A 14,499-nucleotide genomic window follows, 5' to 3' on the forward strand; every position below is an offset into this window, starting at 1 on the left:
GTCCTCTCTCGTGTCGTCAGGCTTCAGGCGTGGCAGGCGGGGAAGCCTCCGTGCAGTTCCGCCATCCCGCGGACCATCTCGTCGATGCCGGCGAAGTCCTCGGGGCGTCCGCCGCGCAGTTCGCCGTAGGCGCGGTACAGGTTGGGCACCAGCCGTTCGGGGTCCAGGAAGTCGGCGAACTCGCCGAGGTCGGCTGCGCGGGCCGCCTCCAGCGGTTCCCGTCCCTCGGCGAGGCCGGCCTTGGCCAGGTCCAGCAGCCGGGCGAGGTAGCGCTCGGTGGTCTCGAGGAGCTCCGGGCCGCCGACCGGGCCGTGTCCGGGCACCACGGTGACGGCGTCGAGCGCCCGCAGCCGGGCCACCGCGTCGCGCAGTCCGCCGACCGAGCCGGTCAGGACGAACGGGGTGACCGCGTTCATCACCAGGTCGCCGGCGAACAGCACACGGCGTTCCGGCAGCCACACCGCGGTGTCGCAGGAGCTGTGCGCGGGGCCGAAGGCGCGCAGTTGGACCTCCTGCTCGCCGATGTGGAGCGTGAGCTCCTGGTCGAAGGTGACCTGGGGCGCGGCCGGTTCGACCGCGCCCCAGTCCACGTCGGGCCACAGGCTGGTCAGGTGCAGTCCGGTACGGACCGCCTCCTGCCGGGTCCGCTCGGCGGCCACCACCACCGCTTCCGGGAAGAGGTGGTTGCCGAAGGTGTGGTCACCGTGCGAGTGGGTGTTGACGAGCAGCCGCGGGGGCTGCGGGGCGGTGCCCTCGACCAGTTCGCGCAGCCGTCGGGCCCGGGCCTCGGTGGCGGCGGTGTCGATCAGCAGCGCGGTGCCGCCGTCGACCACCAGCCCCGCGTTGTTGAGGCACCAGCCGCCGTCGGGCTGGAGGAAGGCGTGAACCCCTTCAGCGATCTCTTCGAGTCTCGGTGCACCGGTGAAAGCTGCCATACGGCCACTGTCGTCCGGCCCCCTCGACGGCCACTCGAAGCGACCCTGACCACCGGGCCGGCCACGAACTGTCCCCGGTCACCGGGCCGGCCGCGAGCTGTCCCCGGGCACCGGGCCGGCCGCGAACTGTCCGCCCTCACCGAGCCAGACGCCAGCTGCGCCCCGGCCGGAACGCGGCGGTGCGCTCCCAGCGGCAGCAACGGCCGTACCGAACCCGACCGGGCCGACCCTCAGCGCCACAGACCGCCACTGCGGACGCCGGACGCCGGCTGCCGGACGTCGGCCGCCAGCCGCCAGCCGCCAACCGTCAGCCGCCCACGAACGATCCACAACCAGCGGCCGCCCTTCGACAGCGGCCCCGATCACCGGGCCAGACGCCAGCTGTGCCCCGGCCGGAACCCGGCGGTGCGCTCCCAGCGGTACCAGCGGGCCGTACCGGGCGCGGGCGCACCGGGCTGTTCCTCGGCGGCGTTCCGGGCCGCGACGACCGCCAGCAGCACCGCGGTAACCGCCGCCGTCTCCTCGGGCGTCGGCCGCCCCCGCACGATCCGCACCACGGGCCGCTCCTCGGCGGCGGGCCCGGTCACTGCGGCGGGTTGCCGTGCTTGCGCATCGGCAGGTCGGCGTCCTTGGTGGCGAGCATCTCCAGACCTCGGACGAGTACGGCCCGGGTCTCGGCCGGGTCGATGACGTCGTCCACGAGACCGCGCTCGGCCGCGTAGTAGGGGTGCATCAGCTCGGCCCGGTACTCGTCGGTGCGGGCCTTGCGTACCGCCTCCGGGTCCTCGGCGGCGGCGATCTCCCGGCGGAAGATGACGCCCGCGGCGCCGTCGGCGCCCATCACGGCGATCTCGTTCGTCGGCCAGGCCAGCGCGAGGTCCGCGCCGATGGATCGCGAGTCCAGCACGATGTAGGCGCCGCCGTACGCCTTGCGCAGCACCACGGAGATCCGGGGCACCGTCGCGTTGCAGTACGCGTACAGCAGCTTGGCGCCGTGCCGGATGATGCCGTCGTGCTCCTGGTCGACACCCGGCAGGAACCCCGGCACGTCGACCAGGGTGACGATCGGGATGTTGAAGGAGTCGCAGGTCTGTACGAACCCGGCGGCCTTCTGCGAACTGTCGATGTCCAGCACGCCGGCCAGGGAGCGCGGCTGGTTGGCGACGATGCCCACCGTCCGCCCGCCGAGCCGCGCCAGCGTGCAGATCACGTTGGTCGCCCAGCGCTCGTGCACCTCCAGGTGCGCCCCGTCGTCGACCAGTTCCTCGATCACCGCCCGCATGTCGTACGGGCGGTTCCCGTCGCTGGGCACCAGCTCGTACAGCGCCTCACCGCGCCGGTCGGCCGGGTCCGCGGTGAACACCGCCGGCGGCTGCTCCCGGTTGTTCTGCGGCAGCAGGGACAGCAGGTACCGCACCTCTTCGAGGCACGTCTGCTCGTCGTCGTAGACGAAGTGCGCCACGCCCGACAGCTCCGCGTGCACATCGGCACCGCCGAGGCCGTTCTGGGTGATCTTCTCGCCGGTGACGGCCTGGACGACGTCCGGTCCCGTGATGAACATCTGGGAGGTCTCGCGGACCATGAAGACGTAGTCGGTCAGCGCGGGCGAGTAGGCCGCGCCGCCCGCGCACGGGCCGAGCATCACGGAGATCTGCGGGATCACCCCGGAGGCGCGGGTGTTGCGCTGGAAGATCCCGCCGTAGCCGGCCAGTGCGGAGACGCCCTCCTGGATCCGGGCGCCGGCGCCGTCGTTCAGCGACACCAGCGGGGCGCCCGCGGCGATCGCCAGGTCCATGACCTTGTGGATCTTCTGGGCGTGCGCCTCGCCCAGGGCACCGCCGAACAGCCGGAAGTCGTGGGCGTACACGAACACCGTGCGGCCCTCCACCGTCCCCCAGCCGGTGATCACACCGTCGGTGTGCGGGCGGTTGCCCTCCAGCCCGAATCCGGTGGCCCGGTGCCGCCGCAGCGCCTCGACCTCCTGGAAGGAACCCTTGTCCAGGAGTACGGCGATCCGCTCACGTGCCGTCAGTTTGCCCTTGGCGTGCTGCCGTTCGGTGGCCGCCGGGTTCGGTCCCTCCAGGACGGCCTGTTTGAGCTCGTGGAGGGTGTCGACGCTCTGCCGCATCGCACTCGTCGAATGTGTTGTGTCCTCGTCACGCATCGGATCCCGCCCCGTTTCTCATGGCTGACGTGTCCCGGCCGTTCCCCGAGTCTGGGAGGGGGCCTCGACCGGGAGCAAGCCGCCTCCAGGGGTCTGCGAGAGCCGGTCGAGCCGCAGCAGACGCAGCAGCGGGTCGGTCCCGACGGTGGTCACCAGGGTCATCACCACCAGCACCGCGAACAGCCGGGAGTCGATCACTCCCAGCGACAGACCGACGTTGAGCACCACCAGCTCGGTCAGGCCACGGCAGTTCATCATCACGCCGAGCCCCAGTGACTCCCGGTTGCCCTCACCGGCAAGGCGGGCCGCCGCGAACGTCCCGCCGACCTTGCCGGCCACCGCCACCAGCAGCACCAGGGCCAGCACCCCGAGCGCCGAGAGCGAGAACACCGACTGCAGCCGGGTCTGCAGGCCGACCGCGGCGAAAAAGAACGGCAGCAGCAGCCACAGCGCCAGGCCCTCGGTGCGGTGCGCGAAGTCCCGTACCGTCCGGGAGGAGCGCGGCATCACCACGCCCGCCAGGAAGGCGCCGAAGATCGCGTGCACCCCGAACGCGTTGGTGGTCACCGCGCAGACCAGTACGAAGAAGGTGATCAGGGTGCCGACCGGCAGCGCCCCGCTGTGCCTGCTCTCCAGCACCCGCAGCACATGCGCCAGCGCCGGGCGCACCGCGAACCACAGCACCAGGGTGAAGACCAGCACCTCGGCCACGGCGACCAGCACACCGAGCGGCGAGTCGCTGCGCACCTCGGCGACCACCACGCCCAGCGCGCACCAGGCGGTGACGTCGCCGACGCCGGCCATGGCCAGGCCCATCGCGCCGAGCCGGGTGCCTATCAGGCCGCGGTCGGCGAGGATCCGGGCCAGCACCGGGAACGCGGTGACCGACACCGACAGCGCCACGAACAGCAGGAACGGCCCGGTGCGCACCCCGTCGGGCTGGTACTCGTCGCGCAGGCGCAGCGCTGCCAGCATGCCCAGCAGGAACGGCACCGCGAGCGCCGCGTGCCCGGCGGAGAGCACCTTGCCGCCGAGCCTGCGCAGCATGGTGAGCGGCATCTCCAGGCCGATCAGGAACATGAAGAAAACCACGCCGACCTGCGCGAGGTTGTTCATGACCGGCGTGACGGCCGCGGGGAACACCTCCTTGGACAGACCGGGCGCCAACTCCCCGAACACGGACGGCCCGAGGAGCAGTCCGGCCAGGATCTCGCCGACGACCGGTGACTGACCGACCGCGCGGGCCGCCAGCCCCAGCGCCCCGGCCGCCGCGACCACCACGGCCCCGGCCACCAGCACCTGTCCAACCAGGTCAGCCGGCTCGGCCGCCTTCGTCGCGCCGGTGATCTCCTTCACCGGGTGGTCGACGCCGTACCTCCACAGCAGCAGCGCCAGCGCCAGCGGTACGACGACCAGCAGCCCATAGGTGACGACTGCACGGGCGGCGCCGCGGAGGCGAGGCGGATCGTGCTCGGGTTCGCCCGCGGGGGGCGCGAGGGGCATGGATTGACCGTCATGAGCCATGGCCAGGGTTCTCCTCACAGAACGATGGCTGAGTCACCGCCTCGAAGCAGGCGGGCGGCGTGGGGTGTGGCACTCGAAGCAGCCGGGCGGCGTGGAGTGCGGCACTTATTGGGCGGCCGTGGGCAGGCCGGACCGGCCCGGGACGGAGCAAGCCTTCGTCCCGGGCGGTCTGTGGCGCGTGTCGTCGCCGGGTCAGCCGGTGCGCAGGAGGGTGGTCACGGAGCCGCCGTGCCCCCCGTTGAGCACCTCGGCCTGAAGCCGCTGCACGTCCGGGGCCGGTTCGAGACCGAGCTCGGACTTGAGCACCCTGCGCAGGTCCTGGTACGCCCGCAGCGCCTCGGCGCGGTAGCCGGCGGCGCGCAGCGAGTCGATCAGCTGGGCGTGCAGCCGCTCGTTGAGCCGGTGTTCGGCGACCAGGGACCGCAGTTCGGGGATCAGTTCCTGGTGCCGGCCGAGCCGGGCGTCCGCCTGGATGCGCAACTCCAGCACACGCAGCCGCAGTTCGCACAGGTGGGCCTTGTGGATCGTGAGCTCGGGCCCCAGGTTGATGTCGGCCAGCGCATGGCCGCGCCACAGGCCGAGTGCCTGCCGCAACCGCTCGGCGGCCTCCGCGACATGACCCTGGCGCCACAGGCAGCGGCCCTGTTCGGCCACGGTCAGGAAGCGCTCGGCGTCGGTCCCCGCGGTGCGCAGGACGTAGCCCGGCGCCTTGGTGACGATGTCGCAGCGCCGGTCACCCTGAGGTATGGAGTCCAGGATCCGGCGCAGTTGGTAGACGTACGTCTGCAGAGTGGTGGCCGCACTGCGCGGCGGCCGGTCGTCCCACAGCTCGGCGAACAGGGTGTCGGTGCTGACCACCCGGTTCGCGTTGAGCGCCAGCAGCGCGAGCACCGCCTTGACCCGCGGTGCGGTCGGCGCCAGGTCGCGCCCACCCGCGATGACCTCCAATTGTCCTAGCACATTGATCGTTACCACGATCCTTTTCCCCCGTCCACAGTTGTCTCGCTCCCCGTCGATGCAGAATCGATTCACTTTCAACCATTTCCCTGCCGATCCCGCAGAGGCAACAATGCCTTTTTACCGGACAGGGCGCCAGGACCTCTCAAGCCGACCTCGAGGCGTACTTGAGCGCTGAAGATTATCGAAGCCCGGGGCGAGCACGCCATTAGATAGTGCCGTCACGGAACTCCACCAGAATTTAGTAAAATCAGGCGCGTGGAATGTGAATTCCCGGTTGCCGATGGCGGCAGTCGGCCAGGAGCCGCACCATTGGTGACCATAAGACGACATGTCAGGTTTCGAACCCCTCACCATCCGCTCCTACGCAGGTGAACGCCCATGCCGGGGCCCAGCCACGCCGGGCCAGACGCCGCCCGCCGGGACGGCACCGGGCTCGGCCCTCGCAAGCGTGTGAAATAGAACACTGTATCCGCGCGACCCCAATAAGCGGAAAGAAGAATTCCACCTCGCGACATCATTGCCCGCACCGCAGGTAATTTCCAGATCGCCCCGACTTCCTGATTCCGGGATCGATGGAGGTGGAAAGCGCTTGAGCATCGCCGCGCCGACTGGACGGACGAGTCGCGCTGTATGCCGGGCGTGCGGAGATCTCCGCCGACGGAGGGGGAAGGTGTGAGATCGGGATCGGCGGGACGAAACGGCGGCGACTCCTGGGAGCCGCACTGGGCCTCAAGCCCGCTCGCCCAGGGCGTACCGCCCATCCGCCCACGACGCGACCTACAAGGCCGCAAGGCGAGGCAACAGCTTCAGCCAACGGCTGGACCGGCACGCCTGAGCGTCGGAGTCGATGTACACCGAAGCCGTTCTGCTCGTGAGGGCCCTTACTGGTCCGGCGCGGGACCGTCGCACGGTGACGCCGTAGGGCCGTCGGCATCCGGGTTGTTCGCGAGGATGATCTCCGCGTCCGAAGTAGCCGTATCGCGCGGCGGCGTCGAGCCGCCAGCCGAGGGGCTCAGGGGGTTGGCGCCAAATTGCCGGTGGCCCGGCCGGCCGCGCCCGGAGGCGGCTGTGTGGGCGTGTGCCACCGCTCGCGGTCACGGCCCTGGAACGGACCTCGGCCTGATCCCTGTGTTGCCTCAGCCCTGCTGGATGTTGGTGATCTCCACGGAGAGCTCCGTGCTCGACGAGGCGGTGCTGACCAGAGACGATCGGTAGCTGAGGTTTGTCTGGTTCGTCAACTCGGCGGTCTGGATGACTGGCCCGGACTCGTCGCCCTGGATCTCGTAGGTGATCTCATAGACGGCGTCCGGGTCGAGATCCCCGCTGCTGCCCAGGTAGGTGAGTTCCGGTTCCACGGTCACGTTGCAGCCCGCTGATCCGAAGCACTGACGCGCGGTGGTACGCAACTCGATCGAGAAACTGTCAGCGTCGACCTCGACGTACGTCGGTTCCGGGTCCGGCTCCATGACGGGACTGACGACGTCCGCGTCAGGGACGCTCGACGCCGCGACGCCAGCCGGCTTGTCGTCGTCGTTCGTGGACCGCACGGCGACGACGCCGGTGGTGACGATCGCGGCGATCACGGCGGCGGCTGAGCCGATGACGATCGCGTTGGTGCGGAGCCTCCTTGGCGGAGTCGGCACCCCGGGCGGTGGAAAGGCGGGCTGTGGCGGAGTGCTTTCGACCATGGTCAGTGCCACCCTCCCAGCAGACCCGAACTGAGCTGGGCCATACAGATGTTGTAGTCACCGGCCGCATGGGCCTTCTTCGTCTTCCCGCCGACCGTGACAGAGCAGTGGATGTCCCCGGATCCCTGGAGTTGTGCCGTGACACTGAAGTACACGGCGTCGTCGTCAAGGGGCAGGGTGGCCTCGAACTTGCCGTTCTCGAAGGCGCCGTCGCGGTTGTCGGAGTCGGACCCGTAGGTGATGTTGAGCGGTCCAAGGGCACCTGCGGGTGCGGTGCCCCACACCCTGAAGATCACGACCTTCTCGCTGGTCCTTTTTTCGGCCTTGTGGTCACTGCCTTCGGAGGCGTCGACCGTCTGGTAGCCCTTCGACGTGGAGCCATCGGCAGCGCCTCCGACCTTGATGCCGGGCCCTTTGGCGCCGTTGGAGCTGGATCCGCCGCCCGCGACAGCACCGATGAGAGCGATCAGAACGAAGAGACCGGCGAGACCGAGGCAGCCCAGTCCGATGACCTTCCCTGTGCCGGCCTTCTTCCTCTTCGGCACCCCGAACGGTGGCTGTCCGAAGGGCTGTTGGGGGTCTCCCCAACCGGGCTGCTGCGGCGGGTACTGCTGCTGGCTCATGGTCCCCCTGGGGTATATGTCGTGCAGTGCAAGGTGTGTGACTTGCACAGGCCTCGCACGGTTTCCTCGAACCGGATGGATTCACCCGATCGTGGTGAACTCAACGCAATTCGAACGCTGCCGACATTCGATGGAGAGGAACAGGCGTGCACGACCGGGGGTAGCAGAGCTCGGACAACGAAGCGACGACATGCCGCCGACGTCGGCGACCGAGCAACGCCAACTGGTTGCAGCAGAGCTGTGTCAAGCGCCGAGTCATGACTGGTTGATCTCGAAGGACCCACCCTTCACCAGCGCACCTACAACGTGCCGCGACGCGGAGCTGACTCAGCCCGCTTGACCTGCTCGGGCGTCAAAGCGCCCAGCTGGAAAGTGTGCGAACGATGCCACGCGTAGTACGGCTCGCGTTCCGTTGTCCACCATGCAACGGAACGGTCAGCCAGGTGCTCCGCTATGTACTTGGCAACTGGGGGCGCACTCGCGGCGACGGGGCTGATCCTGAGTTGCCCTCCTTCCTCGACAGCGACGAATCCGTGCTCGAAGAGGCTGTCACAGCCGAGAAGGCACGCGAGCATGGCGATGTTGTTGAGGTCCCATCGCTCTTCCTCGCTGCATGCCGCACGCTTCTTTATATGCGCAGCAACGAGAAAGGCTCGCGGCAGCGTACGCCCGCAAAGGGCGCACTCGCCTTCTGTGCCCGGCAACAGTGCCTTCTTCAGTCGCCCCTGTTCCGCACGTCGCTGGGCGTCCGCAGCTGCGTCCGATGGGCCGTAGGGAGGCGTCGCAGGCCTGTTGGTACCCGGGAGGCCTTTGTGGACGCTGTCTTCGAACCCCACTAGGTCTGTGAGGATTACGCCGTCCGCTTCTCGTAGAGCAACGAACCCTTGAATGTTGCGCCTGGGGTTCCACCTCAGCAGAGAGCGAATCTCCGCCATCGGGAAGTCAATACCTCGCACTCCGGTCAAAGCGTACATGTACTCCCATGTCTGGCCCGTCCTGTCGTCAACCCCCCAAAGGCGGTGTGCAAGAGCACGGTTGTGCCAGGTCAACGCGACGGTACCGACGAGGTAGAGACGTCCACTGCCGGAGAAGAAGACGACGTCTCCGGGCTGCATCTTGCGAATCTGCGGAAGATTAGCGCCGTCGATGCCTGGTGTGATCCCCCATATTTGCGCTTGGCCGGACGGGAAGAGGCCCGCCAGCGTCTGCGTCACCCGGCGGTCGAGGAGGTCCGTATGGCTCGCCAGGTCAACAGGTTGCAGGATGGTTTCTTCGTAGTGTGCACGAACAGATGGCCGCTTCAGACTCGCCGGCTGGGCAAAGATGGTCACGAAAGGTCCCCCTCACGGTCCGGGCACCACCAACGGCGTCGAGTGGCGATCAGTTAATACGTTTATCAGCTCCCACTGACAGGTCCTCAGTTGGAGGGACGGTGGGCACGTGTCCGCCTCCGCACCGGTGGCGGGAGGTACGGGCCCGAAGCTTGGCCTCGTAGCGACCCGGGGATCGCGCCCAGCCTTCGCGCCTCACCCCGCCCCTCCCCCGTCCCCTCCCCGTGATCGGCAAGCTCACCTAAAATGGCGAGCACCATCTCAGCGGCCCGACGGGCTTCCTGATCCGCCTGCGCGGCGGACATCGGAGGACATGCCCCCACCCGCACGAGTCTTCTTCGTGCTGCCTGGGGGCGTTTTCTTGCTGTTCCGTGAGTCCGCGGCGTCCGTGGCCGCCCGCATCCTCGAAGGGTCGCTGGCGCTGCATCTGACCGAGAACTTCCGTCACCAGCACGGCCGGAGGCCCGCACAGGCGGAGATACGGTCCTGGGAGCGCAGCCTCCCCGCCCTCGTCAACGCGCTCATCGAGGCCGGGCTCGACGAGGTGGAGGTACTCGTCGAGTACAGCCTGCCCCTGACCAGCAAGCGCGCGGACGCCGTACTCGCCGGTGTGCACCCGACCACAGGCGAGCCGTCGTACGTCGTCGTCGAACTCAAGCAGTGGAGCGCGGCCTACCCGGAGGAGGACGAGCCGTTGCTGTGCCGGATCGACGCGTACGCGCAGCCCGTCCTCAACCCGATCGAGCAGGTGCGGGGCTACTGCGAGTATCTCCGGTCGTTCAACGGCGCGTTGGAGCGGATGCCCGACTCGCTGGCCGGCGTGGCGTTCCTGCACAACGCGACCGAGTTCCAGGCCGCGGGGCTGAGGAACGTCGAGGAGAACCAGTACGGCCGGATGTACACCGGCGAACAGCGCGGCGCCTTCCTCGACTTCCTGCGCTCGCGGCTCGCCGCGAAACCCGGCGCACACGCGGCCGACGTACTGCTCGACGCCAAGGTACGGCCGTCGAAGCAGCTGATGTCGGTGGCGGCAGCCGAGATCCGCGACCGCGAGCAGTTCGTGCTCATCGCCGAGCAGCGGGTCGCCTACGAGAAGGTGATGTCCGCCGTCCGCAAGGCCAGGCGCGGCAACCACAAGCAGGTGATCGTGGTCACCGGCGGACCTGGATCCGGGAAGAGCGTGATCGCCCTGTCCGTCCTGGGCGAGCTGTACCGCCGCGGAGTACCCGCGCTGCACGCGACCGGATCGGCGTCCTTCACCAAGACCATGCGCAGGGTCGCTGGTCACAAGAAACGGGAAGTGCAGCAGCTGTTCATGTACTTCAACAGTTTCATGGAGGCCGAACCCAACGACCTCGACGTGCTGATCTGCGACGAGGCCCACCGTCTGCGGAAGACCTCCGCCAACCGCTACACCAAGGCGGCACTCCGCACCGGACGCCCTCAGGTCGCCGAACTGATCGACGCGGCCCGTGTCCCCGTCTTCCTGCTCGACCAGCACCAAGTCGTGCGCCCCGGCGAGATGGGGACCAGGCAGGAGATCGAACGGGCCGCCGCCGCGGAGGGCCTCGACTGCACGGTGGTGGAGCTGGACGGCCAGTTCAGGTGCGGCGGGAGCGACGCGTACGAGAAGTGGGTCGTCGACCTGCTCGGCCTCGACGGCGGCACGCCCAGCCAATGGGAGCCCGACGGCAAGCTCCAACTACTGACCGCCGAGACCCCGCAGGAACTGGAGGACTTCCTCGTCGCACGCCGAGAGGAGGGCTACGGCGCCCGCATGTCGGCCGGCTACTGCTGGAAGTGGACCACGAAGATCACGCCGGACATGACGGCCCTCCCCGAAGACGTCGTGATCGGCCAATGGTCCCGCCCCTGGAACCTCTACGGCGACCGATCCGCCCTCGGCGCACCCCCGGCCCCGCTCTGGGCCACCGACCCGGCCGGCTTCGGCCAGGTCGGCTGCGTCTACACCGCGCAAGGCTTCGAGTACGACTGGTCGGGCGTGATCATCGGACCCGACCTGGTCTGGCGAACGGACCGCTGGGTCGTGGACCGCTCGGCGTCGAAGGACCCGTCCTTCACGAGGGCCACGCCGGACGCCGATGTCGACCGCCTCATCCGCAACACGTACAAGGTGCTCCTGACGCGGGGAATGGTCGGCACGATCATCTATTCGACGGATGCGGAGACCCGCGAGAAGCTCCGGTCGCTCATTCATCCGGCGTCTCGGGCCGAGGTGCCGGAACTCGTGTAGTTCGAGCCGCCTCATGCGAGGCGGTGCACTTCCGGACGACGCCTCTGTGCGGCCAGAACGCGGGTAAGGCCCTTCGGTCCCGACCGCGTTCGGCGGGCACCCGACAACGCATTGGCAAAAAGCGGCAGACGAGTCGGGCTGTACGCCGGGTTCTGTCACCCAGCCGCCTCGCGGCGACCGGGGAGACGGCCATCCATCTAGGACCGGCGTTGCCGCCGGTCTCGTGCGGTCTACCCGGGGACTCGGGCGGGCAGCCCTCGAACGTCCCCGCAGGAGCACCGAGGTGCTCCCTTTTGACCTTGCTCCGGGTGGGGTTTACCTAGCTGCTCAGGTCGCCCTGGGCACTGGTGGTCTCTTACACCGCCGTTTCACCCTTACCCGGTGCCGAAGCGCCGGGCGGTCTGTTTTCTGTGGCACTTTCCCGCGGGTCACCCCGGGTGGCCGTTAGCCATCACCCTGCCCTGTGGAGCCCGGACGTTCCTCGGGGAGCCCTCCAAGAGGGGACTCCACGCGGCCGTCCGCCCGGCTCGTCTGCCGTGGGGACCATGTTACCGGGGACTCGGTGCAGGATGGTTCGGCGGTCACGCGCACCGGGCCCGCCGTCGCCAGGATCGAGCCCGCCAGGATCAACAAGAAGGCTACGCCTACGCCCACAGTCAGGGGCTCGGACAGGAACAGGACGCCGGCCACGACCGCCACCGCCGGGTTGACGTACGTGATCACCGTCGCCCGCGTCGGGCCGACCTCCTTGATCAGTTCCAGGAAGGCCACGAACGCCACCGCCGTGCAGATCACCCCCAGGCCCGCCAGCGCCGCCAGCACCGAGGACGAGGGCATCGAGGATGGCCAGGTCAGGGCCGCGCCGGGGGCGTACACCAGAGCCGCCAGCGCCAGGCACGGTGCCGTCAATTGCAACGAAGGGACGTCCTTCAGATGGCGTGCCGCTATCAGCGGGGCCGTCGCGTAGCCCACCACCGTCACCAGCACCTCCGCCATGGACTTCGCGTCGCCCCCGGTGAGGTGCGGGACGGTCAGGACTCCCACCCCGGCCAGTCCCAGCCCCAGGCCCGTCACCCGTCGTACGCCCAGTCCCTCCGTGTCGCCGAAGAAGCGGGCCAGGAGCACGCCGACGATGGGTACGCCCGCTATCAGCAGGCCCGCCGTCGAGCTGGAGAGGTGGCGTTCCGCGTCCGTCAGCGTGTACCAGGGGCCCATGATCTCTATGACCGCGAAGGCCAGCATGGGCAGCCAGTGCGACCGTACGACATCAAGAAGGCCGCCCTGCCTGATCGCGAACGGCAGCAGGAGCAGGGCGCCCAGGGCACACCGCACGAACACCACCGTCGTCGCCGACAGCGGGGCGTCCACCGCCACTTTGATCATCAGGTAGGGGATGCCCCACACCACGCCCATCAGGGAGAACAGGAACCAGCCGCGTGCAGTCATGCGGACATCGTCGGTGTCCTCAACGGCTCGCGTCTTGAACGCTGTTGCGGTACGCGGCCGGGGTCACCCCCAGCACCCGGCGGAACCAGCGCGTCAGGTGCGCCTGGTCCGCGAAGCCCACCCGGGCGGCCACCTCCGAGGGGCGCAGTCCCGATTCCAGCAGGCCGCGGGCCCTGCCCACCCGGTACTGGGCCAGCCAGGCGTACGGCGGTACGCCCATCGTCGTCCGGAAGGCCCTGAGGAGCTGGTAGCGGGACAGGCCCAGGTCCGCGGCCAGGTCGGCCAGGGACGGGGGTGACAGCAGTTCGTCCGCCAGGCGGTCGCGGACCGCTCTCGCCACCGCCTCCGCGCCGGGGATCACGCAGGTCGTCACGCGGGCCGTGGAGTGGCGGCAGGCCAGGGCCGTCAGGAGCCAGGGGAGGCGGGACTCGGTCTCCAACGGGTCCGGGCAGACGCTGAGTTCGGAGTGGGCGGAGAGGAGGGCGGCAGCCAGCTCGGGGTCGTCCAGGAGGGGGTCCCGGAAGTGGGGCGTGTCCGTGGCGCCGTCCGCCAGCAGGGCCGGCGCCGCGTACAGGGCCCGGTACGCGTAGCCGTCCGTCGTGGTTCCCGGGCCGCCCGTGTGCATCTCGCCCGGGGCCAGTACGACGATCGAGCCGGGGCCCGTGCGGATGTGGCCGCCCCGGTAGTCGATGAGCTCCGAGCCGCCCACGCAGACACCGATCGTGTACTCGTCGTGGGCGTGCGGGGCGTAGACGTGTTTGTCGAAGCGGGCGGTCAGGAGGTCGAGCGGGGGGCCGCAGCGGCCCAACCGTGTTCTCGTCCACAGTGCCTGTTCCGCCACGGCCCGCCCCCTGTCCGTCTCGCTCAGAGGGTGCAACACCCTGGCGGTCAGAGAAAGTCCGCGGTCTCCAGGTCGAAGGCGAACGGTGCGGGGAGGGCCAGCGTCCTGCCGAACGACCGGGTGCAGTGTTCCCGGTAGTCGTCCTTCTCCGGGACGCTGAACAGGGTCACCGACGAGGCCTCCCGGTCGACGAGCAGGTAGAGCGGGATGCCACCGCGGGCGTAGCAGCGGCGCTTGGCCTCACGGTCCGCCTCCGGTTTGGCCGACGTCACCTCGAGGACCATGGCGACTCCGTCGCAGGGCGTCCAGGAATCGGCACCCCGGTAAAGCCGCCTCTCAGCGGGGGCGAACGTACCGTCCGGGATCACGTGATTCTTCGGGCAGCCGCCTCCGCTGTGCAGTTTCAGTCCCTTGTTGCCGGAGAACTGCATGTCCGTCTGGGCTCGCCTGATGGCCTGGTTCACGATCAGCCCGATGCAGTCCTCGTGATCTCCGTCCGGCGGCGGCGTCACAACGATCTCCCCCTCGATCAGTTCAGCCCGGAAACCCTCCGGGGTGTCGAGGGTCAGGAAGATCTCCAGCAGTCCCTCAGCCGGCGTGAGCGGCTCAGGGGTCACGGCACTCATGTCACGCCCCTCCTTCTGTCGCTCGCCAGACGGGGACATCGCAAGATCACCTGTCCGTGGGATCGGGAACCGTTCCCTCGATCGTGGCACACGACCAGTGCCTCGGA

11 protein-coding genes, 1 other RNA gene and 1 pseudogene are annotated in these 14,499 nt (G+C 69.1%); 1 reads left to right on the top strand and 12 read right to left on the bottom strand.

The window, feature by feature from the left end; all coding sequences use genetic code 11:
- Positions 1-23: 23 nt before the first annotated feature.
- The 8 genes from ACIQJT_RS15450 to ACIQJT_RS15485 form a co-directional block, all read right to left on the bottom strand.
- On the bottom strand, positions 24-935 hold the full coding sequence (locus ACIQJT_RS15450) for an MBL fold metallo-hydrolase (RefSeq protein ID WP_402643589.1): 912 nt from the start codon (positions 933-935) through the stop codon (positions 24-26).
- Between the two features lie 362 nt (positions 936-1,297).
- A complete protein-coding gene (locus tag ACIQJT_RS15455) occupies positions 1,298-1,522 on the bottom strand; it encodes an acyl-CoA carboxylase subunit epsilon (protein WP_365451013.1) in 225 nt (74 codons plus the stop codon).
- Positions 1,519-3,063, bottom strand: a complete 1,545-nt coding sequence (locus ACIQJT_RS15460) for an acyl-CoA carboxylase subunit beta (protein ID WP_402643592.1) — start codon at positions 3,061-3,063, stop codon at positions 1,519-1,521. Before ACIQJT_RS15460 ends, ACIQJT_RS15455 begins: the two co-directional genes overlap by 4 nt.
- 54 nt (positions 3,064-3,117) lie before the next feature.
- Complete coding sequence (locus ACIQJT_RS15465) at positions 3,118-4,602, bottom strand: cation:proton antiporter (protein ID WP_402643595.1); 1,485 nt, start codon at positions 4,600-4,602, stop codon at positions 3,118-3,120.
- Between the two features lie 213 nt (positions 4,603-4,815).
- On the bottom strand, positions 4,816-5,571 hold the full coding sequence (locus ACIQJT_RS15470) for an AfsR/SARP family transcriptional regulator (RefSeq protein WP_365451007.1): 756 nt from the start codon (positions 5,569-5,571) through the stop codon (positions 4,816-4,818).
- A gap of 1,148 nt (positions 5,572-6,719) precedes the next feature.
- Positions 6,720-7,226: a hypothetical protein gene (locus ACIQJT_RS15475; RefSeq protein ID WP_402643597.1), complete on the bottom strand. Its 507-nt coding sequence runs from the start codon at positions 7,224-7,226 to the stop codon at positions 6,720-6,722.
- A gap of 47 nt (positions 7,227-7,273) precedes the next feature.
- A complete protein-coding gene (locus tag ACIQJT_RS15480) occupies positions 7,274-7,894 on the bottom strand; it encodes a hypothetical protein (protein WP_402643600.1) in 621 nt (206 codons plus the stop codon).
- Between the two features lie 299 nt (positions 7,895-8,193).
- Complete coding sequence (locus ACIQJT_RS15485) at positions 8,194-9,225, bottom strand: hypothetical protein (protein ID WP_402643602.1); 1,032 nt, start codon at positions 9,223-9,225, stop codon at positions 8,194-8,196.
- A gap of 361 nt (positions 9,226-9,586) precedes the next feature.
- Between ACIQJT_RS15485 and ACIQJT_RS15490 the strand changes: the two genes are divergently transcribed.
- Positions 9,587-11,479, top strand: a complete 1,893-nt coding sequence (locus ACIQJT_RS15490) for a DNA/RNA helicase domain-containing protein (RefSeq protein WP_402643605.1) — start codon at positions 9,587-9,589, stop codon at positions 11,477-11,479.
- A 125-nt stretch (positions 11,480-11,604) separates the two neighbouring features.
- Here the strand turns inward: ACIQJT_RS15490 and rnpB are convergent.
- The 4 genes and pseudogenes from rnpB to ACIQJT_RS15510 form a co-directional block, all read right to left on the bottom strand.
- Positions 11,605-12,009, bottom strand: an RNA gene (rnpB, locus tag ACIQJT_RS15495) — RNase P RNA component class A.
- Positions 12,010-12,094: 85 nt separating this feature from the next.
- Positions 12,095-12,925 (bottom strand): annotated as a pseudogene (locus ACIQJT_RS15500) (DMT family transporter); the annotation flags it as partial.
- A gap of 19 nt (positions 12,926-12,944) precedes the next feature.
- Positions 12,945-13,766 (bottom strand): helix-turn-helix domain-containing protein, encoded by an 822-nt coding sequence (locus ACIQJT_RS15505; RefSeq protein WP_402643607.1) that lies wholly within the window; start codon positions 13,764-13,766, stop codon positions 12,945-12,947.
- A gap of 47 nt (positions 13,767-13,813) precedes the next feature.
- Complete coding sequence (locus ACIQJT_RS15510) at positions 13,814-14,392, bottom strand: Uma2 family endonuclease (protein WP_402643610.1); 579 nt, start codon at positions 14,390-14,392, stop codon at positions 13,814-13,816.
- Between the last annotated feature and the right edge of the window lie 107 nt (positions 14,393-14,499).

Source organism: Streptomyces sp. NPDC091972, from assembly GCF_044756385.1.
Taxonomy (GTDB): domain Bacteria; phylum Actinomycetota; class Actinomycetes; order Streptomycetales; family Streptomycetaceae; genus Streptomyces.

Coding starts and splice junctions, on each gene's coding strand:
- ACIQJT_RS15450 (WP_402643589.1), bottom strand. CDS start 935: ATGGCAGCTTTCACCGGTGCACCGAGACTCGAAGAGATCGCTGAAGGG.
- ACIQJT_RS15460 (WP_402643592.1), bottom strand. CDS start 3,063: ATGCGGCAGAGCGTCGACACCCTCCACGAGCTCAAACAGGCCGTCCTG.
- ACIQJT_RS15465 (WP_402643595.1), bottom strand. CDS start 4,602: ATGCCCCTCGCGCCCCCCGCGGGCGAACCCGAGCACGATCCGCCTCGC.
- ACIQJT_RS15480 (WP_402643600.1), bottom strand. CDS start 7,894: ATGAGCCAGCAGCAGTACCCGCCGCAGCAGCCCGGTTGGGGAGACCCC.
- ACIQJT_RS15510 (WP_402643610.1), bottom strand. CDS start 14,392: ATGAGTGCCGTGACCCCTGAGCCGCTCACGCCGGCTGAGGGACTGCTG.